Here is a 25,631-nt window from a genome sequence, read left to right as displayed (position 1 = left end):
GAATTCTCCTACTCGGCAGCCATGGCGGCTGGCCCAGTATAGCCATAATGTTTCTTGGCTGCCTCGGGAGTGATCAGGCCGTCGACAAGATCCTGTACAATCAGGTCAGCGGAGCGCTCATGCGCCTGGCCCCAGCCGCCACCACCGGGCGTTTCGACCTGAAGGCGGTCACCTGTCTCAAGAACAGCCTTGCCTTTTGGAGAGTGTACCTCACCATTCTTCAGGACTTTACCAGGTGTGCCGGACTCACCACCAACCACGCCGAAGCACGGGTGGCGGACGCGTTCGGTTGCGAGGTAGATGCGCATTGGTGACTTGCCGAGGTTGCGTAGGACTGCTCGTTGGCCAAGACCGCCTCGATGCTTACCGGCACCTCCAGAGTCTGCCATCAGTTCCTTGCGCTCGATGAGTACCGGAACGGCCATCTCGAACATTTCGATAGCTGTGACCTTGCAGTTTGAGGGGAAGCTCAGCGTATCAAGGCCGTCGAACTCCGCCCGGCCCCCCTGGCCGCCGTGATAATTCTGGACGGCTGAGTACTGGGTGCCATCATCGTGTTGACCCACGCAGTTCGTGGCCCAGATCGGCGCACCGCCACTGTCGCCGATCACCTTATCCGGCACGACTCCCTCAAGCGCCTTGAAGATGAGCGATGGGATGACATGGCCAATGACATTACGCGAGTTTCCGGCCGCCCATGACTCTGGGTTGAGAATGGATCCTTTCGGCGCCTCGTCGGTGATAGGCGTGATACAGCCTTCGTTGTTCGGCGTGTCAGGGTCCAAAAGGCATTTCAACGCGTAGACTGAGTGCGCGTAGCGGTAGTTCGTGCGGCAGTTGATGGATGAGTCTGCTATCTGGTCCGAAGTGCCGGCATAGTCGACGTGAATGGAATCATCCTTGACGATGACCGCGACCTTCAGCTTCACGTCGGCACCATAGCCGTCAAGCAGGACCTCAGCGCCAAAAGTGCCGTTCGGCCAAGCACGGATAGCCTTGCGGAACTGCGCCTCCGAGCGGGACTGGATGGCGTCGGCGAGACCATCCACCTCATCTAAGCCATATTCGTCGAGGAACTTCACGAGTTCCCGGGCCATGACGCCGTTCGCGGCGACCATGGATTCGAGATCGCCGAGAACCTCGGTCGGCATGCGAACGGAGGCGGCAATGATATCGAGGACGTCCTGGTTCGGAACCCCGGCTTTGTGGAGCTTGAGGATGGGGAAGCGAATGCCCTCCTCGAAGATGTCGCTCGCCTCCGAATGGAGCGGGCGGCCACCGATATCGGGAAGATGCGCAATCGATCCCGCATAGGCCACAACCTTGCCGTTCTTGAAGATCGGCGTGATCATCGTCACGTCGGGAAGGTGCCCGGTGCCGATCTCCGGATCGTTGGTAGCGAGAACGTCGCCCTCTTCGAGCGTGTCAGCCGGAAACTTCTGCAGGAAGTACTGCTGCGCGGCAGCCGGAAGCGAGCTGATGAAGACCGGGATTGACCACGTGCATTGTGCGAGTGCACGCCCGCGGCTGTCCATCAACACCGTCACGTAATCGTGGTTCTCACGCACGATCGGTGAGAAGGCCGTCCTGCCGAGGGCGTTGTCAGCCTGATCGGCGATGAAGATCAGGCGGTTCCACATGACCTGTAGGTTAATCGGGTCGTTGAAATCCGGCGTTGTCTTCGACATGGTAATGCCCCCTTACAGGATGTTGATGACCAAGTTGCCGTTGGTGTCGACGTGCGCCGTGCCGCTCGGCCCGACCACGGCGGTCGACTCGCGTTGCTCGACGATGGCCGGCCCCTGGATCGGCTCGTCCACCGGCAAGCGGTAGTGATCGTAGACCGGCGTTGCCACATTGGCGCCGAGCTCATGGAAAAAGACTTCACGGTGTCCCTTGAGGGCCTCGGCGACGTCGGTGTGATGCGGGCGGGTCACCTGGTCCTTCTCGCCACTGGCTCGCAGTCGCCAGGTGATCACTTCGACCGGGGCGGCAACGGTGCGTCCGAACAGCTCGCGATAGAGCTTGTAGAAGTTATCTAGCAGTTGCTTCAGGAACTCAGCCTTTGGCAGGCTGCGATCCGGCAGTTGGACGATGATTTCATAACCCTGGCCTATATGGCGCATGTCGACCGTGTAGCGGTTGGTGATCGTGTCCCTGGAGACGCCACCAGCACTTACCACCTCGGAGCCTTGAACCGCGAGATCGTCGAGAACCTGGTTCATGACATCCATGTCCCAGCCGTCGATTGCCATCGGATGACTGGCCGACAGATCGACTGCGACCGGCGCAATGAGCAGGCCAATGGCTGATGTCACCCCGGCGCCCGTTGGGCAGATGATCCGCTTGATGCCGAGCTTGCGGGCGATGCCGTAGGCATGGACCGGGCCAGCGCCGCCGAATGCCACCATGGGCAGGGAGCGCGGGTCGACGCCGAGATCCGTTGCGTGCATGGCGGCAGCCTTGCTCATGGATTCGTTGACGAGGTCGTGGATTCCCCAGGCGCAGCGTTCGACGCTGACGCCGAGATCGTTGGCAAGCTGTTCGATGGCGGTTCGAGCTGCGTCTTTCGAGACCTTGAACGAGCCACCAACGAACGACTCGACACCCATATAGCCGAGCAGGATGTCGGCATCCGTCACGGTCGGTTCCGTGCCGCCGCGCTGATAGGCGGCTGGGCCGGGCAGAGCACCGGCCGACCGTGGGCCGACATCGAGCAGGCCGAGCGGGTTCTTGGCCGCGATGGAGCCGCCGCCAGCACCAATCTCGATCATCTGAATGGATTGAATCTTCAACGGGAAGCCCGACCCTTTGCGGAAGCGCTGGTAGTGAGCCACCTCCAATTCGGTGCCGATCGTGGGCTCGCCATGCGGGATTAGGCAAAGCTTGGCGGTTGTCCCGCCCATGTCGAAGGACAGCACGCTTCCCTCGCCCGCGATCCGGCCGAATTCGGCGGCGGCGACGGCTCCTGCGGCCGGCCCAGACTCGATCAGGCGCACCGGCAGCTCGGCGGCGCGGCGGCTCGGCACCAGTCCGCCCGAGGACGTCATCCAAAGAACCTGGCGATCAATGCCCTTTTTGGAGAACTCGCGCTGGAGATGAGCCACATGACCAGACATCTGCGGCCGGGTATAGGCATTGACCACAGTGGTCGAGGCGCGGTCGAACTCGCGGACCTCCGGGCAGACTTCCGAAGACAGCGACACAAAGATGTCCGGGTCCTCTTCACGCAGAAGAGCCGCGACGCGTTGCTCGTGCTGCGGATACTTATAGGCGTGCAGCAGGCAGACGGCGACCGAACGGATCCCCTTATCCTTGAGCTTGCCGGCAATCTCACGGACCGTCTCCTCCTTCAGTTCCGTGATGACGTCACCGCTGGCGGCGATGCGTTCGCCCACGCCAAAGCTGTTCGCCCGACTGACAAGCGGATCGGGGTACTTGATGTTCAAGTCATAGAGATCGTAGCGGCCCTCGTTCCGGATCCGCAGCATGTCGCGGAAACCGTCTGTCGTGATGAAGCCGGTCTCAACGCCCTTACGTTCCAGAACCGCGTTCGTGACGACCGTGGTCGCACCCAGAACCTGGAGGTTTTCGAGAGAGATCGATTGCCCGAACTGCTCGAGCAGTTCCGTGACGCCCTGCACCACGGCCTCTGCCGGGTTCTTCGGTGTGCTCAGGACTTTGTGGAGATGAAGATCGCCGTTGTCGTCCAAGAGGGCGAAATCCGTGAAGGTTCCTCCGGTGTCGAAAGCCAGTTTTGCCATGTTTTCCTCGAGCGAGCAGGCGACGCTTGGCGTCATCGCAGTGAATCTGGCCAAGCCAATTTTTCATGTCGCTGATGAGGTTAGGCGAAGGATATTGCCGTCGCCAACACAACTACGGTCTGCCGCTATAGCCTTTCTTTATGGCCTCCGCATAAGGTGACGCTTAGGCTGGCCGTATGCCTTGGTGGTGATCACGCATCAGTTTTTCGACCGTGGCGAGCAGAACCGATCGCGCGGCTAAGGCAGGCTCGGAGAGCGGAAGGTGATCGGACGTGCACAGGGACACGGTGGCTTCAATGACGGGACGCACGAGCGGTCTGACCTGGGCACCGGCGAAACTTGCCGTTTCGGTCACCACCGAGGCCGGGAGAATGGTCGAACCCAAGCCGTCGAGCACCGCAGCGCTGAGCGCCGGAATGGACTCGATTTCGGAGATGACCTCAGGCGTGACCCGCGCCCGTGACAGGGCCTCGTCAATGAGGCGACGAAGCAGATGACTCTTGCTTGGGAGCAGGAGCGGCACGCCACTCAGGTCCGCAAGGGGCAGAGGCACGCCAGCCTCGCCTCGAAGGACCAGGCCGGGAGGCGAGACGAGAAACATCTCCTCACGGAAGAGCGGCTGAAGGGTCACCCCTTTCATTGGGTCCGCCGCATAGATGAGCGCCATATCCATTTTGCCGGTCATGATCAACTCGCTCAGGATATGCCCAAAGCTATCATTGATGTGGACGACGATCCGCGGATGCCGGGCTTTCATCTCCTTCAGCAGCGGCAGTGAAAGGGCGCTCGAGCTCGAATAGGTCGCAAGCCCGATGGAAACGCGCCCAGCAACAGACGTCGCCGACTGGTTGATATCGACTTGGGCCTGCTCGATCTGCTTGAGCATCAACTGGGCGTGACGGTAGAGAATGAGCCCTGCCTCGGTCGGAGCAATTCCGACGTTGCTGCGGATCAGAAGCTTGTGGTTGAAGTGGGCTTCGAGTGCTGCAATCTGCTGAGAGAGTGCAGGTTGTGCCGTGCGCAGGATGCTGGCGGCGCGCGACATGCTGCCCGTGTCAACGATCTTGACGAAGCTTTTCAGCTTTCTGAAGTCGACGCTCATCGTTCCGGCCTCTTTCTTGCCGAAACTAGGGCATTGGGCGGGAAGGAAGCAATCCCCTCCCCGCCAGGGCGGGATAGCTATTCGAGCGCCGCGACGGCTGCCTCGATCCGGTCGCAGCCCGCCTTGATCATGTCCATCGACGTCGCAATCGACAACCGGAAGTATGGGGAGAGGCCGTAAGCAGCGCCCTGCAGCGCGGCAACGCCCACTCCGTCCAGCAGGTAGAGCACGAAATCGAGATCACTCTCGATGACTTTGCCTTCAGGCGTCCTCCGCCCGATCACGCCCGCGCAGTTCGGGAACAGGTAGAAGGCACCGGCTGGCGCCAAGCAGGAGAGGCCGGGGATCGCATTAAGGCGGGCGCAGGCATAATCGCGGCGATCCTTGTAGACCTTCACGCTGTTAGTCACAAACGTCTGCTCCGCTGTGAGTGCGTACGCGGCGGCCGCCTGACTCACCGAGGATGGACAAGAGGACATCTGGGACTGAAGCTTGTTGATCGCCGCGATGAGCGGCTCGGGTCCGGCCGCGTAGCCGATCCGCCACCCCGTCATGGCGTAGGATTTCGATACGCCGTTCGTGAGCAGCACGCGGTCCTTCAGCGCGGGGATCGCCGCAACCAAGGTTGTTGTCGGTTCATCCTCGAACCAGACTTGGTCGTAGATGTCGTCCGACAGTACGAAAACGTGAGGATGACGCAGCAGGACCTTACCCAAGGCTTCGAGTTCGGCACGGGTGTAGGCCGCGCCGGTCGGGTTTGAGGGTGTGTTCAGGATAAGCCACTGGGTCTTCGGCGTGATGGCGGCCTCCAGGGCCTCCGGCGTGAGCTTAAATCCCTTATCTTGCGGGCACTCCACAATAATCGGCTTGCCTTCATTGGCGATCACCATGTCGGGGTAAGACACCCAGTAGGGAGCCGGAATGATGACTTCGGCATCGTTCTCGACGCTTGCCATAAGAGCCAGGAAGAGGATCTGCTTGGCGCCGCCGCCAACACAGATTTCGCTGTCTCGATAGGAAAGACCGAGCCTGCGTTGGTAGTCGCTGATAATGGCTTTACGCAGTGCCGGAGTTCCGTTGACTGGCGTATACTTTGTTTCGCCACGATCAATCGCGGCATGGGCCGCCGCCTTGATGTTCTCGGGCGTATCGAAATCCGGCTCGCCTACTGTCAGATCGACGATGTCACGCCCGGCGGCCTTTAGCTCCCTTGCACGGGCTGACGCCGCCGTGCTGGGCGAGACTTTGATGCGCGACACGCGAGAGGCAGGCACGAAGTTGCTCACGGAAGTATTCTCTATCTTGCTATGGTTTGCGGCACTAAGGCGTGCAACAGAACTCAATGGACAGCTTCGGTTTCTCCGCGCATTTTTCCGGTCAGGAAGAGCTCGCCGAGTTCGTCATGGGTGATGTTCTTTGGCTGACCGTCCCAAATCACCTTGCCAAGGCGCAGGATGACGGCCCGCTCCGCGACTTCCATGGCCTTCTTGGTGTTCTGCTCAACGAGCAGGATCGTCAGACCCGACGCATGCAACCGGAGGAGTTCATTGAAGACGATGCCAATTGCGGCAGGCGACAGGCCGACGGACGGTTCGTCGACCAGAAGGACCTTCGGCCTTTGAAGTACGGCCATCGCCACTTCCAGGAGCTGCTGCTCACCACCAGACATGTTGCCGGCGAGCGTGGTGCGGCGCGTTTTCAGGATCGGGAAGAGATCGTAGACATAATCGCGGTCGGTTTTGACCTGGCTATCACGCAGGGTGTAGGCCGCCATCTGGAGGTTTTCCTCGACGGTCATGACCGGAAAATTGCACCGGCCCTGCGGCACGAAGGAAATGCCCTCGCCCAGGATCGCCCGGGATTTGTATCCGGCAATGTTCTTGCCCTGCCAGTCGATGCTACCCTCTTTGATCGTGGTCATACCATACAGCGTCTTGAGGAGGGTGGATTTCCCGGCGCCGTTAGGACCCATGAGTGCCACGAACTGGCCCTGCGGGATGTCGAGATCGACGCCGTTCAGGATGTCGAGTGAGCCATAGCCGGCCCGCAGGTTCTTGATGGAAAGGTTTGAATCAGCCACCGAGATAGGCCTCCCTCACCTGCTGGTTCTGAACAATGGTCTGAGGCGTGCCTTCGGCGAGCTTGCGACCCTGATCGAGGACAACGACCCGTTCACAGATACTGGTGACGACGTCGATGTTGTGCTCGATCACGAGGAAGCTCACGCCGAGCGACTTGTTAGCATACTTGATCGTCTCGACGACACGTTCGATGATTTTGGGGTTGATGCCCGCCATGGGCTCATCAAGAAGAATGATTTTGGGCTCCGGCATCAGCATGGAGGCGAACTGGATCAGCTTCTGCTGCCCCCCTGAGAGGTTTCCAGCGGGCATGTGGCGCACATCCCACAGCCCAGCCATCCTGATGAGCTCGCGGGCTCGCTCCCGCAAAGCGGTGACGCGCTGGCGCGACATTCGTCCGAGGCTGAAGGTCGAGAACAGGCTCGGAAATGTGAACATCTGACCGGCGATGATCAGATTTTCCTCCACGTCGAGGGCCTTGAACACGACCGTCTTCTGAAACGACCGCAGCATCCTACCCTCGCGGGCGATGCGGTTGAGGGACCAGCCCGTAATATCCTGTCCGTCCAGAGTAACCTTACCCGAGTCGGGCCTGCCGAGACCGGTGCTACAATCAAAGAAGGTCGATTTTCCGGAGCCGTTCGGTCCGATGAGCCCGCAGATCTCGCCGCGATCGATGTGCATGCTCACATCATTGACAGCTTTCACTGCGCCGTACGACTTCGTGAGATTCGAGATCTCGAGGATCGGCAGAGTGCTCATTTGACACCTCCGACAAAGGACCAGAAGCGGTTGAGAAGCGGAGCGAAGCCCTTCTTGAACCAGAAGACCAGGATCAAAAGGCAGAACCCGTAGGCGATCATTCGCAACTCTGGGGCAACACGAAGCGCTTCTGACAGGCCGACGAAGAGGAGACTACCGAACACCACGCCAGAGATCGTTCCGGCCCCTCCGCCGAGCACAATGATCAGCATGGTGGTCGAATAGTACATCTGGAAGGTGAGCGGGCTGACCACCGTGAGATAATGGGCGTAGATGCTGCCGCCGACGCCAGCAAAGACCGCGCTGAGCATGAAGACGATCAGCTTGTAGCGCCAGGTCGGTACGCCGACGGACTCCGCCAGCGTCTCATTCTCACGGATTGCGATCATGTTGCGCCCGGCCGGAGAACGGACGATTGCCCAGACGGCAAGGGTTGCGAGAACGGCCACAGCCAGGGTGAGATAATAGAACCCTGTTGTACCAGATACCGTAAACGACGCCGGCCCCAGCGCGAAAAAGGGTTTTGGGATACTGGAGAGGCCCATATCACCGCGTGTCACGCTGATCCAGTTCTTGGCGATTGCCTGACCAATGATGACAAACCCGAGCGTACACATGACAAACGAGGTCGCCCGAAGCCTCAGGGCCGGGATCCCGAGAGGAAGAGCGATTAGGCCCGCCATCAGGCCGGCAGCGACGAGGTTGACGTAGAAAGGCGTCCCGTAATGAACCGCCAGAAGACCGGCGGTATAAGCTCCGATACCGAAGAACGCAGCTTGGGCGAGCGACAAGAGGCCTGTATAGCCAACCAGAAGATTGAGCCCATGCGCCGGAAGGAGGAAGATCAATGCAATGATGATGGCGTGAAGCGCATAGGAGCCAATAAGAAATGGAGCGGATAGCGCCACGATGGCGACGAGGATCCCCAGAGGGAGCCGCAAATCGCGGCGTCGGACTTCGAGTGACGGTTCAGCGAGAGGCGTCTCGCGCGATGTTTGGGTGAGAGACATAGGGAGTCCTCAGAGTTCGAGAGAAGTTCGGCTATGCCGTCAAAAGCGTGCTTCCGTGGAGAACAGGCCGTAGGGTCGCCACATCAGCGTCAAGATCAGGGTCACGAAGCCGACCGTGTCGCGGAACTGTAGGCCGATATAAGTCGCAACCAGGCTTTCAGCGATGCCCAGGAGCATTGCCGCAAAGAATGTGCCCCGGACATTCCCGAGACCGCCCATGATGATGATCGGGAGGGTCTTAAAGGTGATGAGCTCACCCATGCCACCATAAACGTTGACGTTGACAGGCGCGGTCAGCACTCCAGACAGCGCTGCGAGTGCAGCACCGAGAATAAAGGTCCGCAGAACCACTTGCGGAACATCGATTCCGACGACTTCGCAGCATTCGATATTCTGCGAAACAGCCCGCATGGACTTTCCCATACGGCTGTACGTCACCATCAGTTCAAGGCCGATGAAAACGAGCAGGCAGACAACGAGGATCAGCATGCGTTGCTGCGCCAGGGTGAAACCTAAGACTGAAACCGGTTCGATGTATCCGCCCGAGAAGAACTTGTACCCGCCACCAAAGACGAGGATAACGGTGTTTTGAAGGATGAGCGCGATGCCGAGGGTGGCGAGCACCCCGGCTTCCGCCGGGGCACCAACCATGCGCTGCATCACGAGCCTTCCGACCACATATGCTATGACGATCGTGGCCAGGATCCCGACGACAATCGAGGCTTCGTAGGACAGCTCGAGATAATCGATGGCGAACCATGCCCCAAACGTTCCGAGCATATAATATTCGCCGTGGGCGAAATTAATGGCTCGTAGAACACCGAAGATCATCGTCATGCCGACAGCGACGATCGCGTAGACCGAACCTGTCACGATGCCGTTGATGATCTGTTCTGCTAAAGTGGAGAACATGGCCTCATCCTTCGACGTTTTTACTTTGCAGGGTACTGGATTTCAGCCGTAAAGGCGCCCTTGATGCTGGGCTTTCCGCCTTCGATCTGAAGCAGGATCATCGGCAGCCGGGCTTGGTTGTGATCGTCGAAGGTGACTTCGCCGACAGCGCTGTCATACTTGATCTTCGACAGGGCCTCACGAACCTTCTCTCGGTCTGGGCTTCCAGCTTCCTTGATAGCCTGCGCCAGGAGATGAACCGTCTCCCAATGGACATAGGCGTGGTTGTTGGGTCCTTCCTTGTTGGCTGCCGTGAACTTGTCAACGAAAGCCTTGCTCTTGGGCGCATCCCAAGCGGGCAGCCATGCCGCGGCTTCGACTGCGCCTTCGAGAGCACGCGGCGCGGCTTTGATCGTCGAGGGAGTATTGAATTCGCCATTCCCGATCACCGGCACCTTGCCGGCAAGCCCGACTTCGGTCATCTGCCGCGCTATGATTGGGGTCGTGTCAGCCAAGCCGTACAGGATGATGGCCTGGGCACCGGAATCGCGGATTTTTGCCAGAACGCTGCGGAAATCGACTTCACCCTCTTTGTAGTAATCTTCTGTCAGGATTTGGCCTTTGTATTGGGGAAGATACTTTTTCGTGAACTCGATGGCGGAGCGGCCATAGTCACTATCAACTGAAAGAACGGAGAACTTAGTGAAACCGCGCTGCTCGGCGGCATACTTTGCGACGATCAAGGCGCGGTTTTCGTCCGTCGGGTAGTTGCGGAAGGTCCACTTATAACCGCCCACACCAGCCCCATAGGTGATCTTGGGGTTCGACGAGGCAGCATTGAGGAGAAGAATACCGGCGTCCTCTGCAACGGGCTGCATGGCGAGGGTGACGGAACTGGAGACATCACCGATGATGAAATCGACCTTGTCGCTGTCGATCAGGCGGCGGGTTGCTGAAACGCCCTCGACAGGCGTACCTTGGCTGTCGCCCGAGACGAGCTCAATCTTTCGGCCATCGACGCCACCGGCGTCGTTGATCTCCTTCACGGCGAGCTGTGCGCCACGCATCGAGAATGAGCCATAGCGAGCGTTGGGCCCGCTCATTGGTGCCACGAGACCGAGTTTGATCGTCTCTCCCGCCGCATAGGCTGTTCCTGCAAAGTTCGGAATCGCGGCGGCAAGAGTCAGGACTGCGGTCGAGAAGCAAATTGCTCTACGGCTGATTACTTTGGTCATGTTCCCACTCCATGTTACTGGAACGCACGAGCTTGGCCCTATGCCATCGCACGCTGTTTTTATGCCGCGTTGTTGCGGTTCGTTTCTTGAGCCAGGCCATCTTCCTCTTGGCCTGTTAATCTATGAGATTAGGTTCAGGGAGGCAGACCCGCCAACACAACTCCATTCTGCCGCCATAGCGTTTATTTATAGCGCCCGAGGCGGCGACTAACCCTCGCCAAGGGTTATGATCTGTTATGATGTTCAAAATCGATAAGCTCGCTGCTCTATGGATCCGAGACGATCTCAATGCCTGCTTAGCTTCGTGGCTGGTCATGAAGTCTAATGGTCTCTGATATCTCGTGACCGAGGACTACGCTTGCCCCGTCAAGGTTGCCGTGGCCGGGACCGAGCATTCTCAGCAATTCCGGCGCGCGAGCCTCTATCGGATCATCGGCATCCGCCATTCGCGCTCGACGTTCGCGCTCCGGGCGCTTAAGAGTGCCATTTCGGTCGATCCCCTGCTGCTCGAGGACCGATAGCTGGAGAAGTCGCACTTGGTCCGGCGCGGAGCGGCGCCCCGGAGGGTTGAACCATGGCCTGGGATCGGTATGTCACCCCCGTTCCGATTGCAGTTACGGGCGTGACCTGCAAAGCAACCCGATCCCTCTGCGTGAAGCCAAGCGAACAGGCTGGCAGTCTTCGGATCGCTTTTCCGCATGTATAGTGGTAGCCCTGTCATGGTCCCTTCGGCGAGAGCTCCGCCGCCGAAGCCCGCATGCGGTTGAACCGATGTCATGACCCTCAAGCAACTCGAAGCCTTCTACCTGGCCGCCACGCTCGGCAGCTTCGCGCTGGCCGCGCAACGGGCCTACGTTACCCAGTCGTCCCTGTCCAAGCGCATCGCCGAGCTCGAGGCCTGGGTCGGGGCCGAACTCTTCGACCGCTCCGGCAAGCGGGCCCAGCTCACCGAAGCCGGCCAGCGGCTCCTCCCCGTCGCGGCCCGGATGCTGGAGCTCAAGGAGGGCATCCGCGACGCGCTGAACAGCTCGCCCACGCTTACGGGCACGTGCCGGTTCGGCATCAGCGAACTCGGCGCCTTGACCTGGCTGCCGCGCTTCGTCGCGCGCGTGCGCACCGAGCATCCGCAACTGGTGCTGCAACCCCTCGTCGACCTGGGCCGACGTCTCGAGCGCCAGGTCGTACGGGGTGAGCTGGACTTCGCGATCATCCCGATACCACCCGAGAACCCGCAGATCGCCGCTCACGGGATCGGCGACGTTCACTTCACGTGGATGGCCGCCCCTGGGCGTGTCGACCCCGAGAGCGTGCTGACGGCAGAGGACCTGTCGCGCCACCCGGTCATCACGATGTCCGAGGGCTCGGGCGTGACCCAGGCATTCGATGTCTGGGCAGCGGGACTGGGGCTGCATATGCAGCGCACCGTCGCCAGCAACAGCCTGATGGCGATCATCGGCCTGACGATGGCCGACGTGGGCCTCAGCTTCCTGCCGGTGGATTTCATGCGCCCCTGGGTCGAGAGCGGCGCGCTCCTCGCCCTGCCCAGCGACCCTCCATTGCCGACCATGCGCTATTGCTTCGTCCATCGCGCGGATGACCATCGCGCGATGCTCCCCATGCTCTTGCAATGCGTGAGCGAGGTGGCGCAGTTCTCAGCGCCCGCGGGATTAAGTCGTAAAACGACTATGACCTGACGCAAATTATTCGCTTGTGGGACATCGTCCGATCGCGGAACCTGCCGCCCAGGAAACGTCCAACAAGGAGAATGGTCATGCGGCCAACAATCCATGCCGTGCTCGGCGCGACACTCGCCCTCGCGCTGTGCCAGCCCGCCCTGGCGGCCTGGCCCGAGGACCGGCCGGTAGAGGTGATCGTCGGCTTCCCGGCCGGCGGCGGCACCGATGTCATGGCGCGCAAGCTGATCCCGTTCATGGAGAAACGGCTCGGCGGCAAGGCCAGGTTCATCGTGCTCAACAAGCCCGGCGCCGCGGGCGAGATCTCCACCACCGCGATCGCCCGTGCCGAACCCGATGGCTACACCATCGGAGTGGTCAACGTGCCGAGCTTCCTGTTCGTGCCGATGACGAAGAAGTCCCAGTACAGCCCGGACGACGTGCGGCTGGTGGCACGCGTCGTCGACGACCCGACCGTGGTGGTCGTGCGCGCCGACAGCAAGCTCTCAAACCTCACGGACGTCGTGGAGGCCCTCAAGGCCAAGCCGGGCTCCATCACGTTCGGCCACAACGGCGTCGGCTCGAACGGTCACCTCGCGCTCCGGCTCATGGCCGACGCGACCAAGGTTCAGGCCAACGAGGTTCCCTACCGGGGCACAGCGAACCAGAAGACCGACCTGCTGGGCGGACATCTGGATGTGGGCCTGATCAGCGCCGGCGAGGTCGCCGAACTGCACGGCGGCGCCAAGGGCGACCTGAAGGTCATCGCCATCCTGGCCAAGTCCCGCTTGGCGGCGCTGCCGGGCGTGCCCACGGCGGAGGAGGTGGGCGTGCCTGTGGTGATGTCCTCGGAGCGCGGCTTCGCGGTGGCCAAGGGCGTGCCCGACACCATCGTGCGCGCCCTGGAGGCCGCCATTGCCGACAGCTTGCGCGACCCCGAGTTCATCGCGTCCTCGCCGGGTGATGCGCCGGTGTTGTCCTACGCCTCAGGCTCGCAGTGGAAGGAGTCCCTCAGCGAGAACGCCAAGGTCCTGCGCGCCATCGCGGACACCCTGCCCAAGGACAGCCTGCCCAAGTAAGCCTCGAACGAGCCTGCCTCACGGAGCCACATGGTCGTGGAGGCAGGCTGAATCCATCACCGACGCTTATGACGCCGCCGGCCCGACGCGGGGCCGTTGGACGGCGGTCGTTTGTCCAGACAGAGGTACGAATGCGATGCCAGTGATCTTCGTTTCAAGTCCCATCCACGAGGACGTTCTCGAGGGCTTGAAGAAACTGGGGACCGTTTTCTGCGGGTACGGTCCGGACGCGGTTTCCTACAACGACGTCAAGGGCGAGGTCGAGGCGGTCCTCCTCCGGTCCGGCACCTTCACGGCCCGGATGATCGACGACTCCCCGAAGCTCAGGATCATCGCGCGCCACGGCGTCGGAACGGACACGGTCGACATCCCGGCGGCAACGGCCAGGAACGTCTGGGTGACCAATACGCCCGGGGCCAACAGCCGAGCGGTGGCCGAGCATGTCTTCGCGTTGGTCCTGTCCCTGTGCCGGAAGGTCCCGATCGCATCGGCCCACACGCGGAATGGCGACTGGTCCGGTGACAGGATGGCGCTGACCGGGATCGAGCTGAACGGTCGCACGATCGGGCTTCTCGGCCTAGGCAACATCGGCAGGCACGTGGCCAGGATCGCCGAAGGCTTCGGGATGACGGTGCTCGTCACCGACCCCGCCCTCAAGCAAGACTCGGGCCCGAACCTGCATCTCGTTCCGTTCGACGAACTGGTGCGGGAATCCGACATCCTCAGCCTGCACCTGCCGCTCCTGCCCTCGACGCGCAACATCATCGACGCGGCCGTCATCGGGCGGATGAAGGACCACGCCATCCTCGTGAACACCGCGCGTGGGGGATTGATCAATGAGGCCGCCCTTGTCGATGCGCTCCGGAGCGACCGGTTGGGCGGAGCGGCGCTCGACGTCCTCGATGCAGAGAATGCCGACATGACGGACCCCCTGCCGCACAATCGGATCCCGCTCACCGAGTTCCCGAACCTGATCGTGACGCCCCACGTCGGCGGCCAGACGCAGGAAGCCCTGATGCGCGTCGGGCACATCGCCACCGATGCCATCCGCTGCGTCTTGGAGGGCGGCCGCCCCGACGGCGCCGTCAACGACGTGTCTCCAAGTGGGACCAGTGCCGGCCACCGGATCAGCGCATAACCATCACGGAAGATCGAGATCATGTTCATCAACGCATCCACCGAATCCATCAGCGTCACGACCGATTGGACGCGGGCTCCGCTCGACCGGATCGAGGCCCTTGCGCGGTATCCGGTTGCCCTGATCGGCGACATCCAGCGCAGGATGGGCATGATGGCGTCGGCCATCCGTCCGATGACGAGGAACGCCCGGTTTTACGGCACCATCCTCCCCATCCTGACCCGCGAAGGCGACAACCTGACCATCCATCGTGCGCTCGACGACGCGGTCCCGGGCGACGTCCTGGTCATCAACGGCAATTCCGAAGTCAACCGCGCGGTCTTCGGCGACCTGCTGGCCGAGATCTGCTTGGCACGCGGCATCGCGGCTGTCGTGATCGATGGTGCCGTTCGCGACGTCGATGAGATCGAGGGACTTGGCCTGCCCGTCTTCGCCCGGGCCGTCAATCCTGCGGGTCCCTCAAAGACGGGACCCGGCACCGTCGGAGCACCCGTGGCCTGCGGCAACGTCGTGTGCAATCCGGGAGACGCGATCATCGGCGACCGCGACGGCATCATCGTCGTGTCCCGCGACGATCTCGTTGCCCATGCCACGAAGATCGTCGAGCAGGAGGCGTTCGAGGCCTCCCTCCGCGCCAGGATCAGGGAGTCGGCGCAGAACCGTATCTGACGACCGCTCGTCGTCGGCAACAATCGGTTCTGCTTCGGTCCATGCTCGGACGAGTGGTTCCGGCCACGGCACGACAGGTGTTCCCCATCACCGACGCCAGAACTTGAGACACCGTTTTCCGAGGCATGCACGAAGCGGGTACATGACAAGGGAATAGGCCTCAGCAAGCGAACGGCCGCTGACGACCTCGGGTGTGCCTGCTCCCACCACACGCTTCCTCGGGCCGCCGAAGGTCCGTGCGGGATGCGATTGCACAAGACCTGCAAAAGCAGGCGCTCAACCAACCGGGACGGAAACCGACGCACCATGCGGTGCGCCAAGGGAGGTGAAGCATGTCCGAAGCGATGTCAGGAGACGCCCGTCCGGCGCGGGCCAGACCCGTTCGTTCGCCGCAGGGCCTTGTTGCCGGACTGACGCTCGTCGCGCTTGCGGCCCTAGCGCTCTGGCTGACACGAGATCTTGACCAGGGCACCCTGAATGCCATGGGGCCGGCCATGCTGCCGCGCTGGCTTGCCATCGGCGTCGGCCTTTGCGGGCTTGTCCTCGCCGGGACGAGCTTCACGACGGACGGCCATGGCCTGGAGCGCTGGAACCTGCGCGGGCCTGTCTTCGTGATCGGGGCGATCCTGGCCTTTGCCATCACGATCCGCCCCTTTTCGTTCGGACCGCTCGCAACCCCGGGGCTTGGCATGGTGATTGCGGGTCCACTCGCCATCATCATCGGCGGCCATGCCACGCCCGAGGCGCGCCTGCGCGAGCTCGCCATCCTGGCGCTCCTGCTCACGCCGTTCTGCATGGTGCTGTTCGGCGACCTCCTCAACCTGCCGATCCCGATCTTCCCGCAGGCGCTCACGGGCCTGTTCCCCGCCGACTGGTCGCAGAAGGCGGTGCTGCGGGCCACCGCCGCCATGATGGCCGGCAGCGGACTGCTCATGCTGGTCTTCTCCCCTCGTCGTCACGCCAGGTCGGTGGATGTCACCGGCCACTCCAGGAGGATCTGATGGGCGACCTGTTCTCCAACCTGAGCCTCGGCTTCGGCGTTGCGCTCACTCCGATCAATCTCGGACTGGCCTTCCTCGGCTGCTTGGTGGGCACCCTGATCGGCGTGCTGCCGGGTGTGGGTCCCATCGCCACCATCGCCATGCTGCTGCCGATCACCTTCGGGCTCGATCCCACCGGCGCGCTGATCATGCTGGCCGGCATCTATTACGGCGCGCAGTATGGCAGCTCGACCACGGCGATCCTGGTCAACATCCCGGGCGAGTCCACCTCCGTGGTCACCACGCTCGACGGCCACCAGATGGCCCGCCAGGGCCGCGCCGGCGTAGCCCTCGGCATCGCAGCCATCGGCTCGTTCTTTGCCGGTACGGTGGCGACCCTCGTGATTGCGGCACTGGGTGGCCCGCTCACGCGGCTCGCCCTGGTGTTCGGCCCGGCGGAGTACTTCTCGCTTATGGTCATGGGCCTCGTCATCGCCGTGGTGCTGGCGCGCGGCTCGATCCTGAAAGCCGTGGCCATGATCCTGCTGGGCGTTCTGCTCTCCACCGTCGGCACGGACCTTGAGACCGGCGAGGAGCGCATGACCTTCGGCCTGCCGTTCCTGGCGGACGGCATCGACTTCGCCGTGCTCGCCATGGGCATCTTCGGCATCGCCGAGATCATGCGTAATCTCGACCATACCGAGCACCGGGACGTGGTGCGCCAGGCGATCGGCCGGCTTCTGCCGAACAGGGATGACTTCAAGCAGTCCTACAAGCCGGTGCTGCGCGGCACGCTGATCGGCGCGATCCTGGGCATTCTGCCGGGCAACGGCGCCGTGCTGGGGCCGTTCGCGGCTTATACAGTCGAGAAGAAGCTCGCCAAGGACCCCAAGCGCTTCGGCCGCGGCGCCATCGAGGGTGTGGCAGGACCGGAAAGCGCCAACAATGCCGGCGCACAGACCTCCTTCATCCCGCTGCTGACCTTAGGCATTCCGCCGAATGCCGTGATGGCCCTGATGGTCGGCGCCATGACCATCCACGGCATCATCCCGGGCCCGCAGGTGATGACCAAGAACCCGACTCTGTTCTGGGGCATGATCGCCTCGATGTGGGTGGGCAACCTGATGCTGCTGATCATCAACCTCCCTTTGGTGGGGCTCTGGGTTCGTCTACTGAAGGTGCCGTATCGCCTGATGTTCCCGGCCATCCTGATGTTCTGCTGCATCGGCATCTATTCCATCAACTCGCTGCCCACCGATGTGATGTTCATCGGCCTGTTCGGTCTGGTGGGCTACATGCTGATCAAGTTCGGTTTCGAGCCGGCCCCACTGCTGCTCGGCTTTGTGCTCGGCAAGCTGATGGAAGAGAACCTCAGGCGCGCGCTCATCATCTCGCGCGGGGAGATCACGACCTTCATCAGTCATCCGGTGAGCGCCGCCCTGCTTCTCGTGGCAGCGGTCGTCCTCCTCGTGGCCCTGCTGCCGTCGGTCAGCAAAGGCCGGGAGGAGGTCTTCCTCGAGGACTGAGATCAACGGCAGGCTTTCAAGCATGCTGAACGGTGAAGGCCCCGAGAGGGGCCCTCGCGGAACTCGCACCGGGCGGTGGGCCGCTGCCCCGCCCAAACCGCCCTGCCCGTCAAGCCACGGCACCGGCCGCCGCACCTTGCGTCCGCCGGGTGGTGACGGCCGCGATCACGACGATGGCTGCGATCAGCAGCATCCCGGCCCCGGTAAGGAAGCCCGTGGTGTAGCCGTAGGTCAGCGCTTCCCTCGCCACCGCGCCTGCGTCGTTAGCGGCGAGACCGTCTTGCAGGGCCATGGCGGCTCCGGGCAAGCGTGCGTTGGCCGCCGAGAGCGAGATCGTCGTCAGCACCGCCAGCCCGAGCGCGGCCCCGACCTGCTGCGCCATGTTGACGAGCGCCGAGGCCACGCCGGCCCGCTCCTCGGCAACGCCATGAACGGCCGTGAGCGTCATCGTCACGGCGCCCATGCCCAAGCCGAACGAGGTGATGAAGAGCGCAGGCAGGATGTGCATGGCGTACGAGGAGTTCACCGTGAGCGTCGACAGCCAGGCCATGCCGAAAGCCGCAACCACGAGACCTGGACCGGCCACGAGACGCGGCGCAAGCCGCTCGACCAGCTTGGAGCTGATGCCCGCCCCGAGGATGATGCCGGCGCTGAAGGGCAGCGAGGCCACGCCGGTCCAGAGGGGACTGAACAGCAGGACCTGCTGAAGGTAGAGCGTCAGCAGATAGAAGGTGCCCATCAGCCCGGCGCCGATGAACAGCATGCTGGTGTAGGAGCCCGAGCGGTTGCGGTCGCGGAAGAGTCTAAGCGGCAGCATCGGGTGCTTGCCGCGGGCCTGAAGGGCCAGGAAGAGGACGGCGAGGACAAGGGCGACGGTGAAAGAGCCCAGGGTCACCGCATTGCCCCAACCGTGCTCACCGGCATGGGTGATGCCGTAGGTGAGCGCGATCACCGCGCCGGTCCCGCTGAGGGCACCGGGCGTGTCGAGCTTGCTGGAGTGGCGCTCGCCCTCGATCAGAACCCCGGAGCCGGCAAGCACCGCCAGGCCGATGGGGATGTTGATGAAGAAGACCCAGCGCCAGCTCAGCAGGCCTGTCAGGAGCCCGCCGAGCAGCACCCCGATGGTGATCCCTAGGGCCGACATAGCCCCGTAGACCGCCATGGCGGAGTTGCGGGGCTTGCCCACCGGGAAGGTGGTGGCGATCAGGGCGAGCGCGTTGGGCGCGGTCAGGGCGGCCCCGATGCCTTGCAGGCCGCGGGCGGCGATCAACTGCTCTGCGCTGGTCCCCAGCCCGCCGAGGAATGAGGCGACCGTGAACACGCCGAGGCCGATGCGGAACACCCGCCGCCGCCCGAAGAGGTCGCCGACCCGGCCGCCGAACAGCAGCAGGCCGCCGAAGGCGAGGATGTAGGCGTTGATGATCCACGGCAGCGTGGCCGACGAGACATCGAGCTCGCGCTGAATGCTCGGCAGGGCGATGTTGGCGATGGTGTCGTCCAGGACGAGCATCAACTGTGCCGTCGCAATGACGATCAGGGACAGGCCAAGTCCGCGGCTGCCCAGGGTCGCGGACTGGCCCGCATGCATGGAGGTTGTAGGTGACATCAATAAGCTCCCGACGGTGGGGATGAGATCTTGCGCGTTGGGCTACGTCGCCGCGCGCCATTTCGCTGGTGTTGGAGGAGCCGTACGTCTTCCAACGATGGTAAGGTCAAGCACCGCGCGTAGGGCTACATCGCGTGGGCCGTACCGAACGGCAGGCCAAGGGCCGCGAGCGCCATCCACACCGCCATGGCGATCATCATCAGGTTCTCGGTCAGCGACACGAACCCGAGCGGGACGTTGCTCGACCCGCCGACGCAGGCGCACTTCAGCTCGCGCTTGTCGATGTAGACCGCCTTGAACACCGACACGGCACCCACGGTCCCGATGAACAGGGAGACCGGCACCGACAGCCAGGTCAGCGCACCGGCGATCATCAACACACCAGCCAGGCCTTCGGCGAAGGGATAGATGTAGGAGTAAGGCACCCACCGCTTCGCCAGCAGGTCGTAGTTCAGGAACATGGTGGCGAAGCTCTCGACGTTCTGGAGCTTCAGGAGCGCCAGCACGGCCATGCTGAAGGCGATGAACCACTCGGCCGCACGCACGGTGAAGGGGCTGCCGTACGCCGCATAACTGACGGCGAGCGCCATCAGAGCCGTCATGCTGAACAGGGCGATGACAGGCTTGTAGGTGGTGGCCTTCGGGTCGGCGACGGTCTTGCCCAAATGGCGGCGCAGGTCGTCGTAGCCGCCAATCCGCTCGCCATTGATGAAGGTCTGCGGCGTGGTCTGAACGCCATGCTCGGCCTTGAAGGCATCCGTGGCCTCGCGCGAGGTCAGCCACTTGTCCTCGACCGTGAAGCCCTGGCGGCGCAGAAGGTCCCTGGCCTTTAGGCCATAGGGGCAGACATGTTGGTCCATGACCATGCGGTAGAGCGTGGCTTGGCGGGGTTGGGCTGTGGAAGTCATTGTGGCAGCTCTCATTTCGAGGGTTGGTCTTGAAGCTGCCCCTGATATAAGGTCTGTACCATGGTACGGAGTCAAGGGATGCGAGAGCTGACAATCGCGGGTCTGGCGCGGGCGGGCGGCGTCGGCGTCGAGACCGTGCGGTACTACCAGCGACGCGGGCTGCTGGAGACGCCGGAACGCCTTGGCAGCATGGGGCACGGCAGCGGTGTCCGGCGCTACGGCGAACAGGATGTCCGCCGGCTCCGGTTCATCCGCTCCGCGCAGGCGGCAGGGTTCACGCTGGAGCAGATCGCCGAGCTGATCGCCCTGGATGCGATCGATGACCGAACCCGTGCCCGTGAGCTTGCGAGGGAGCGCATTGCCGCGCTGGATGCCAAGATTGCTGAGATGAAGGCAGCGCGGGACGCGCTGTCGCGGCTCGCGCGGGCGTGCGATGACGTGTCGGGCGGACCCTGCCCCATCGTCACGGCTTTCGAACCCCAGTGAGCCCTGGTGCCTCCATTCCACAGAAGCCGGCCGTCTGAACTCAGAGAAACCCTCGGAGGCTAAGTGCTTGGGTGATCGCTGGAACGAGCAGACGGTCGCCGCACCCAGTCCTCTCCACGAACGACCGCAACGCGTGCCGCGTCAAAATCCTCACGATGCCCATCCTTGAATGGCAATAGCGCACCAGCCTGACCGCGAGGCCGGGCTGGCGCGCTATCCGGTTTGATGGGACAGTCGGATCAGGCGGTCAGGTCATCGGTCGTGACGACCTTGCCATAGGCGAACGCCAGGGCGGACATGTAGGCAGCATGGACCTGCGCGGCCGGAACCGTCTTGCCGTTGAACTCCAGGTCGCGCGTGGCGCAGGCGTCTTCGACGATGGTCGTCGCATAGCCGAGATCGGCGGCCGCGCGGCTCGTCGCATCGATGCACATGTGGCTCATCGCGCCCACGACAACGACATCCTTGATGCCTTCTTCGTCCAAGGCCTGCTTCAGCTTGGTCTCACGGAAGGAGTTGGGATAGTTCTTGGTGATCACCAGTTCGCCCTCGGCGGGCGCGACGGTCGGGATGATCTCGACGCCATCGGTGCCGGGCACGAAGAACGGCACATCGGTTGGGCTCTCGTGGCGGATATGGATGACCTTGTCTCCGGCGGAGCGGGCCGCCTGGATGACCTTGGCCGCATTGGCGGCGGCCTCATCGATCCCGACGAGGGGCAGCTTGCCCGACGGGAGGTACTCGTTCTGAAGGTCGACGACGATGATCGCGCGCTTGCTCATGGATTACTTCCTTTGTTGTCGTTGAACGTGAACCCTGGATACCGCGCCCCGTTGCACGATATAATTGGCGATAACGACAAACTCCGAGGCGATATTGCCAATATCCCAAAGCGCACCGGAAATCGGGATCATCCTGTACCCGGGTTCGCAGACGGCCGCGGCTCTGGGCATGACCGATCTTCTCACCTATGCCGAGGAACTTGCGAGAGGGAAGCAGAGCAGCGACCGTCCGCTCCTGCGGGTCAGCCACTGGGAATGGCAGGACGGAGCCGGGGAGCCGGTTCGAGTCTTCGACACCGTTCCAGGTGCTTCGGGAAACCCGTCCATCCTCGTCATTCCGCCCGGACTGGGTCAGCCGCTGTCCCGGGAGATGGCGGCGCAGTGGGCTGAATGGCTCAAGGGTCAGCATGCGCAAGGCACCTCCCTCGGATCCGTCTGCAAGGGTGCCTTCCTGCTTTGCGAGACCGGACTGACGATCGGCAGGACGGTGACGACGCATTGGTCGTACGAGGAGCAGCTCCTGTCCCGGTTTCCTGGCACCAAGGTCGACACCGATAGGCTCATCATTGATGACGGGGACATCATCACGGCCGGAGGGGTGATGGCGTGGATCGACCTGAGCCTGAAGCTTGTCGACAGGTTCCTCGGGCCGACGATCATGGTCGAGACCGCCCGCACGTTCCTGGTTGACCCGCCAGGCCGAGAGCAGAGCTACTACAGCGCATTTGCGCCGAAGCTCAATCACGGCGATGCCGCCATCCTGAAGGTCCAGCACTGGCTCCAGGCGACCGAGGGCAAGGAAGCGAACCTGGCCGCCTTGGCTGTTCAGGCCGGGCTGGAGCAACGGACCTTGATCCGGCGGTTCCAGAAGGCGACGGGGCTGACGACCAGCGAATACATCCAGCGCCTTCGCGTCGGAAAAGCCCGTGAGCTGTTGCAGTTCACGAAGTCACCCGTAGAAAGGATCGCCTGGGAGGTCGGTTATACGGACCCGAGCGCCTTTCGGAAGGTCTTTGGCCGGATCGTCGGCCTGACACCACAAGAGTACCGTCAACGCTTCAGCGTCTGACGATCTCCAATCGTGACGTTGCTCACCGGAAAGTCAGCTTGGGGTGACGCATTGACGATCCCCTACCCTTCAGGAGCGTCCGGCGTTCCCACCCGAAGCCGACATTCAGTCTACTTCTGGGATGTGCCGATTTTGTTCTCTAATGGGTCAAGGGGCAGCCCTCCAGTCCTGAGCGGTTTTGCGATCCCAAAGGGTTTCTGCGTTCTCTGCGTGCTCCAGGGCACTTGATGGGGTCAGATGGAGTGGAGCGACTTGGTTGAAACCGCAGTCGACCTTTGGCACAGGCCGCATGCGACAAAATCGGCGTCGTCTTCCACACCCTCCCTTGGGCGTGGCTCCGCTCGGGAGCTCGTCTCGACCTGTTTCCGTTGCTCCTCCTAAGCTGCCTGGAAGGTGGTGCCGTGCCGGAGCATGGCATGCATGATGATCGCCAACCGGCGGGCCAGCGCCACGCGCGCCTTCCTCATCGTCGAGCGCCGGGCAATCCCCAGCGCCCACTCCTTGAGAGCCAAGGCCCCGCGGTAGCGCGTGAGCATTACGTTGGCGGCCTCATACAACAGGGTCCGCACCCGCCGGTCACCACACTTGGAGATGCTGCCGACATAGTCGATCTCGCCCGACTGGAAACGCCGCGGCACGAGGCCGAGATAGGCTCCCACATCCCGCGATCGGCGGAAGCGCTCCGGTGCATCGATGGTGGCGACAAAGGCCAGCGCTGTCAGTTGGCCCACACCCGGGATGGTCATCAGCCGCTGGCAGGCCTGAGACGAACGGGCTAGCCGCCGCATGTCATGGTCGATCGCCACGACCGCTTCCAGAACGGCCTTGCGCGCGGCGAGCAGGCTCTGCATGGCGCTGGATAGACCTGCGATTCCCTGGCTGGCTTGGATCACCTGCTCGGTAAAGCGCGGGCTCAACCCGCGCGGCAAGCGGACTCCGAACACGACAGCCAGGCCACGGATCTGGTTCTCCAGGGTGACGCGCTGACCGACCAGCTTCTTGCGAGCGATGATCAGGGCACGCACCGCATGAGCCGGCAGCGATTTGACGTGTACGGGCTTGAAGAAGCCGGTGCGAGCCAAGTGGGCCAGCCCGCGAGCATCGTTGCGGTCGGTCTTGTGCGTCGCCAGAGATTTGAGGGCCTGGTAGGCCTGCCGGCTCTCGATGCAGATCACCGGCAGCCCGAGGGCGGCAAGGCCATGGAAGAGCATCGGCGCCATGCGGCCGGTCTCGAGCACGATCTTTGCGCAGGCGGGCGCTGTCTCCAGCACGGTGGCAATGGCCTCTGGGGTGCTGGAGGCTTTTGCCTCCAGAATGACAGCTCCGTCCCGCTCGACCACACAGATGTGGGTCTCAGTCATCGAGACATCTAAACCAGCGTAGTAGTCCATGGCTGCTCTCCTGTGCACGTGGCCCGCCGATGTTATTGGCATCCAGGGAGAGCCGCCCCATTACCCAATGTTGAAAAACTCTCGGGCGCTGCTTCGTCGGTCTATTACTAGCGCCAGTGTGCCAGATCGGGCCCAGTATCTTGTATGCTGGTCACGCGAAAAACGGCAGTTGCGGAGTTTTTCAACACTATCTGCCAGTAGCAGCCCTTAGAGCGGAGTTCCGGAAGGTCCTCATTGCACATCAAGCGACGGCTCCGGTTGCTGCACCTTGCGTCCGCCGGGTGGCGATGGACGCGATCACGATGATAGCTGCGATCAGCAGCATCCCGGCTCCGCTCGCCGACCAAGCCCGCTGTCTCCTCACCGACTTCAAGGACGCGATGCACGATACCGTCGGCGAAGCGGCCGCACCGTGCGAACGGTTACGCATTTCGGCCCGATCTCTTTCGGCTGGTGACTGTTCTCCGCACGATTGTTCAAGCCCGAACCCAGAATGCCGGAGTAGGCAGAATTGCACCGCAAACCCGAGTTGCTTACGGGCACCGCGCTTGCGCAACACCAAATCGAAATCATCCCGATTTTAGGGCATAGGCTACCGGCTGCTAGCTTTTGTAAGCCTGGGATTGCCGCACGTCACCTATTCATGCTGGACTTCGTGCAGTAGCCTCGCTGACCTCAGCCCTAAGGCTTGGCCCGGTCGGGACCACTCTATCACCTGCCATTTTGCCTCGGTCACCCGAAGGAGATCATCATGAGTTTCACCTTGCTGAACCCAAAATCCGTGCACCCAACCGTGGGATATTCCCACGTAGCTCGGTTAGGTGATCTCCTTTTTGTTTCGGGTCAGGTCTCGAAGAACGAGCACGACGAAACCATCGGTGTCGGCGATGCTGAGAGGCAAACCGAGGTCGTGTACGAGAACCTGAAGCAAGTGCTGGAGGAATCGGGCTCAGGTCTCGATATGATCGGCAAGACGACGGTATTCACGACAAGTCTTGAGCATCGCCCCGCCATCAACCGTGTGCGCGAGCGAGTGTTCGGGCCAATTGGGCATTACCCGGCAAGCACCTTCGTTGTCGTCAGCAGCCTCGCGGTTCCAGAATGGCTTGTTGAGATTGAAGTCATAGCGGTCGTCCGCAAGAGCGGTTAAGCGCTCAGAATACTATCGGCTAGGCCGCTGGAGTCCGCAAAAAAGGAGGCTCAATCTCAACGAAATGGTCTGATTCCATGGTCTGATTTCAGACGGCAGCCCTCCGGATCGTCATCGCACGCCTGCGCAAATCGCGGGAGACGTTCCTAATGCCGATCAACAGCGTTCGCCTCAGCGCGGGCGTCGTCCCGAGAGCTGTTGCAGTTCAGTGGGCTGTCCGTGGAGCAGGTCGCCTGGCAGGCCGGGTAGATCGATCCGGGAGCCTTTCGGAAGGTGTTTGCCAGGGTCGCCGGGCTGACGCCTAGCGAGTACCGTCAGCGCTTCAACAC

24 protein-coding genes are annotated in these 25,631 nt (G+C 62.3%); 10 read left to right on the top strand and 14 right to left on the bottom strand.

Annotated features, from left to right (window positions below):
• Positions 1 to 8: 8 nt before the first annotated feature.
• From IC232_RS19225 to IC232_RS19185, 9 genes are all read right to left on the bottom strand, one after another.
• On the bottom strand, positions 9 to 1,688 hold the full coding sequence (locus IC232_RS19225) for a hydantoinase B/oxoprolinase family protein (protein ID WP_190846574.1): 1,680 nt from the start codon (positions 1,686 to 1,688) through the stop codon (positions 9 to 11).
• A gap of 12 nt (positions 1,689 to 1,700) precedes the next feature.
• Positions 1,701 to 3,764: a hydantoinase/oxoprolinase family protein gene (locus tag IC232_RS19220; protein WP_190846573.1), complete on the bottom strand. Its 2,064-nt coding sequence runs from the start codon at positions 3,762 to 3,764 to the stop codon at positions 1,701 to 1,703.
• A gap of 163 nt (positions 3,765 to 3,927) precedes the next feature.
• Complete coding sequence (nac, locus tag IC232_RS19215; protein ID WP_190846572.1) at positions 3,928 to 4,866, bottom strand: nitrogen assimilation transcriptional regulator NAC; 939 nt, start codon at positions 4,864 to 4,866, stop codon at positions 3,928 to 3,930.
• 77 nt (positions 4,867 to 4,943) lie between these two features.
• Entirely contained in the window at positions 4,944 to 6,152 is a 1,209-nt protein-coding gene (locus IC232_RS19210) for an aspartate transaminase (RefSeq protein ID WP_190846571.1), read from the bottom strand.
• Between the two features lie 53 nt (positions 6,153 to 6,205).
• Positions 6,206 to 6,946: an ABC transporter ATP-binding protein gene (locus IC232_RS19205; protein ID WP_190846570.1), complete on the bottom strand. Its 741-nt coding sequence runs from the start codon at positions 6,944 to 6,946 to the stop codon at positions 6,206 to 6,208.
• Positions 6,939 to 7,709 carry an ABC transporter ATP-binding protein gene (locus IC232_RS19200; RefSeq protein ID WP_190846569.1) on the bottom strand — a complete coding sequence of 257 codons (771 nt, stop codon included), beginning with the start codon at positions 7,707 to 7,709 and terminating at the stop codon, positions 6,939 to 6,941. The genes IC232_RS19205 and IC232_RS19200 overlap by 8 nt, the downstream gene beginning before the upstream one ends.
• Positions 7,706 to 8,719: a branched-chain amino acid ABC transporter permease gene (locus IC232_RS19195; protein WP_190846568.1), complete on the bottom strand. Its 1,014-nt coding sequence runs from the start codon at positions 8,717 to 8,719 to the stop codon at positions 7,706 to 7,708. The genes IC232_RS19200 and IC232_RS19195 overlap by 4 nt, the downstream gene beginning before the upstream one ends.
• Before the next feature lie 39 nt (positions 8,720 to 8,758).
• Positions 8,759 to 9,631, bottom strand: a complete 873-nt coding sequence (locus tag IC232_RS19190; RefSeq protein ID WP_190846567.1) for a branched-chain amino acid ABC transporter permease — start codon at positions 9,629 to 9,631, stop codon at positions 8,759 to 8,761.
• A gap of 20 nt (positions 9,632 to 9,651) precedes the next feature.
• Positions 9,652 to 10,845: an ABC transporter substrate-binding protein gene (locus IC232_RS19185; protein WP_190846566.1), complete on the bottom strand. Its 1,194-nt coding sequence runs from the start codon at positions 10,843 to 10,845 to the stop codon at positions 9,652 to 9,654.
• 341 nt (positions 10,846 to 11,186) lie between these two features.
• Between IC232_RS19185 and IC232_RS19180 the strand changes: the two genes are divergently transcribed.
• The 7 genes from IC232_RS19180 (at position 11,187) to IC232_RS19150 (ending at position 17,910) form a co-directional block, all read left to right on the top strand.
• Positions 11,187 to 11,366 carry a hypothetical protein gene (locus tag IC232_RS19180; protein ID WP_190846565.1) on the top strand — a complete coding sequence of 60 codons (180 nt, stop codon included), beginning with the start codon at positions 11,187 to 11,189 and terminating at the stop codon, positions 11,364 to 11,366.
• A gap of 255 nt (positions 11,367 to 11,621) precedes the next feature.
• Positions 11,622 to 12,539 (top strand): LysR family transcriptional regulator, encoded by a 918-nt coding sequence (locus tag IC232_RS19175; protein WP_190846564.1) that lies wholly within the window; start codon positions 11,622 to 11,624, stop codon positions 12,537 to 12,539.
• Positions 12,540 to 12,616: 77 nt separating this feature from the next.
• Positions 12,617 to 13,597: a Bug family tripartite tricarboxylate transporter substrate binding protein gene (locus IC232_RS19170; protein WP_190846563.1), complete on the top strand. Its 981-nt coding sequence runs from the start codon at positions 12,617 to 12,619 to the stop codon at positions 13,595 to 13,597.
• Between the two features lie 136 nt (positions 13,598 to 13,733).
• Positions 13,734 to 14,735, top strand: coding sequence for a hydroxyacid dehydrogenase (locus IC232_RS19165; RefSeq protein WP_190846562.1), 1,002 nt, complete (start codon positions 13,734 to 13,736; stop codon positions 14,733 to 14,735).
• A gap of 21 nt (positions 14,736 to 14,756) precedes the next feature.
• Complete coding sequence (locus IC232_RS19160; RefSeq protein WP_190846561.1) at positions 14,757 to 15,404, top strand: RraA family protein; 648 nt, start codon at positions 14,757 to 14,759, stop codon at positions 15,402 to 15,404.
• A 332-nt stretch (positions 15,405 to 15,736) separates the two neighbouring features.
• Positions 15,737 to 16,405, top strand: a complete 669-nt coding sequence (locus tag IC232_RS19155; protein ID WP_190846560.1) for a tripartite tricarboxylate transporter TctB family protein — start codon at positions 15,737 to 15,739, stop codon at positions 16,403 to 16,405.
• Complete coding sequence (locus tag IC232_RS19150; protein ID WP_190846559.1) at positions 16,405 to 17,910, top strand: tripartite tricarboxylate transporter permease; 1,506 nt, start codon at positions 16,405 to 16,407, stop codon at positions 17,908 to 17,910. Before IC232_RS19155 ends, IC232_RS19150 begins: the two co-directional genes overlap by 1 nt.
• Before the next feature lie 109 nt (positions 17,911 to 18,019).
• Here IC232_RS19150 and IC232_RS19145 read toward each other — a convergent pair whose 3' ends face one another.
• Together IC232_RS19145 and IC232_RS19140 are read right to left on the bottom strand one after the other, a co-directional pair.
• Positions 18,020 to 19,516, bottom strand: coding sequence for an MFS transporter (locus IC232_RS19145; protein WP_190846558.1), 1,497 nt, complete (start codon positions 19,514 to 19,516; stop codon positions 18,020 to 18,022).
• A gap of 125 nt (positions 19,517 to 19,641) precedes the next feature.
• The gene (locus IC232_RS19140; RefSeq protein ID WP_190846557.1) at positions 19,642 to 20,424 is read right to left on the bottom strand and encodes a glutaredoxin family protein; all 783 of its coding nucleotides are present in this window, start codon (positions 20,422 to 20,424) and stop codon (positions 19,642 to 19,644) included.
• A gap of 60 nt (positions 20,425 to 20,484) precedes the next feature.
• On the opposite strand from IC232_RS19140, the gene IC232_RS19135 reads away from it, so the two are divergent.
• Entirely contained in the window at positions 20,485 to 20,910 is a 426-nt protein-coding gene (locus tag IC232_RS19135) for a MerR family transcriptional regulator (protein ID WP_190846556.1), read from the top strand.
• 239 nt (positions 20,911 to 21,149) lie between these two features.
• On the opposite strand, the gene IC232_RS19130 is transcribed toward IC232_RS19135, so the two are convergent.
• On the bottom strand, positions 21,150 to 21,692 hold the full coding sequence (locus IC232_RS19130; RefSeq protein ID WP_190846555.1) for a cysteine hydrolase family protein: 543 nt from the start codon (positions 21,690 to 21,692) through the stop codon (positions 21,150 to 21,152).
• Positions 21,693 to 21,861: 169 nt separating this feature from the next.
• On the opposite strand from IC232_RS19130, the gene IC232_RS19125 reads away from it, so the two are divergent.
• Positions 21,862 to 22,761 carry a GlxA family transcriptional regulator gene (locus tag IC232_RS19125; RefSeq protein WP_190846554.1) on the top strand — a complete coding sequence of 300 codons (900 nt, stop codon included), beginning with the start codon at positions 21,862 to 21,864 and terminating at the stop codon, positions 22,759 to 22,761.
• A gap of 377 nt (positions 22,762 to 23,138) precedes the next feature.
• Here IC232_RS19125 and IC232_RS19120 read toward each other — a convergent pair whose 3' ends face one another.
• Together IC232_RS19120 and IC232_RS19115 are read right to left on the bottom strand one after the other, a co-directional pair.
• A complete protein-coding gene (locus IC232_RS19120; RefSeq protein WP_190846553.1) occupies positions 23,139 to 24,152 on the bottom strand; it encodes an IS110 family transposase in 1,014 nt (337 codons plus the stop codon).
• 241 nt (positions 24,153 to 24,393) lie between these two features.
• On the bottom strand, positions 24,394 to 24,582 hold the full coding sequence (locus IC232_RS19115; RefSeq protein ID WP_190846552.1) for a hypothetical protein: 189 nt from the start codon (positions 24,580 to 24,582) through the stop codon (positions 24,394 to 24,396).
• 321 nt (positions 24,583 to 24,903) lie between these two features.
• Here IC232_RS19115 and IC232_RS19110 point away from each other — a divergent pair, with 321 nt between their 5' ends.
• Complete coding sequence (locus tag IC232_RS19110; protein ID WP_190846551.1) at positions 24,904 to 25,302, top strand: RidA family protein; 399 nt, start codon at positions 24,904 to 24,906, stop codon at positions 25,300 to 25,302.
• Positions 25,303 to 25,631: the final 329 nt, after the last annotated feature.

The sequence above is a fragment of the Microvirga sp. genome, assembly GCF_014699075.1.
Classification (GTDB): Bacteria; Pseudomonadota; Alphaproteobacteria; order Rhizobiales; family Beijerinckiaceae; genus Microvirga.
Note: the sequence above shows the minus strand (reverse complement) of the source record. Positions and strands in the feature narration are given on the sequence as shown.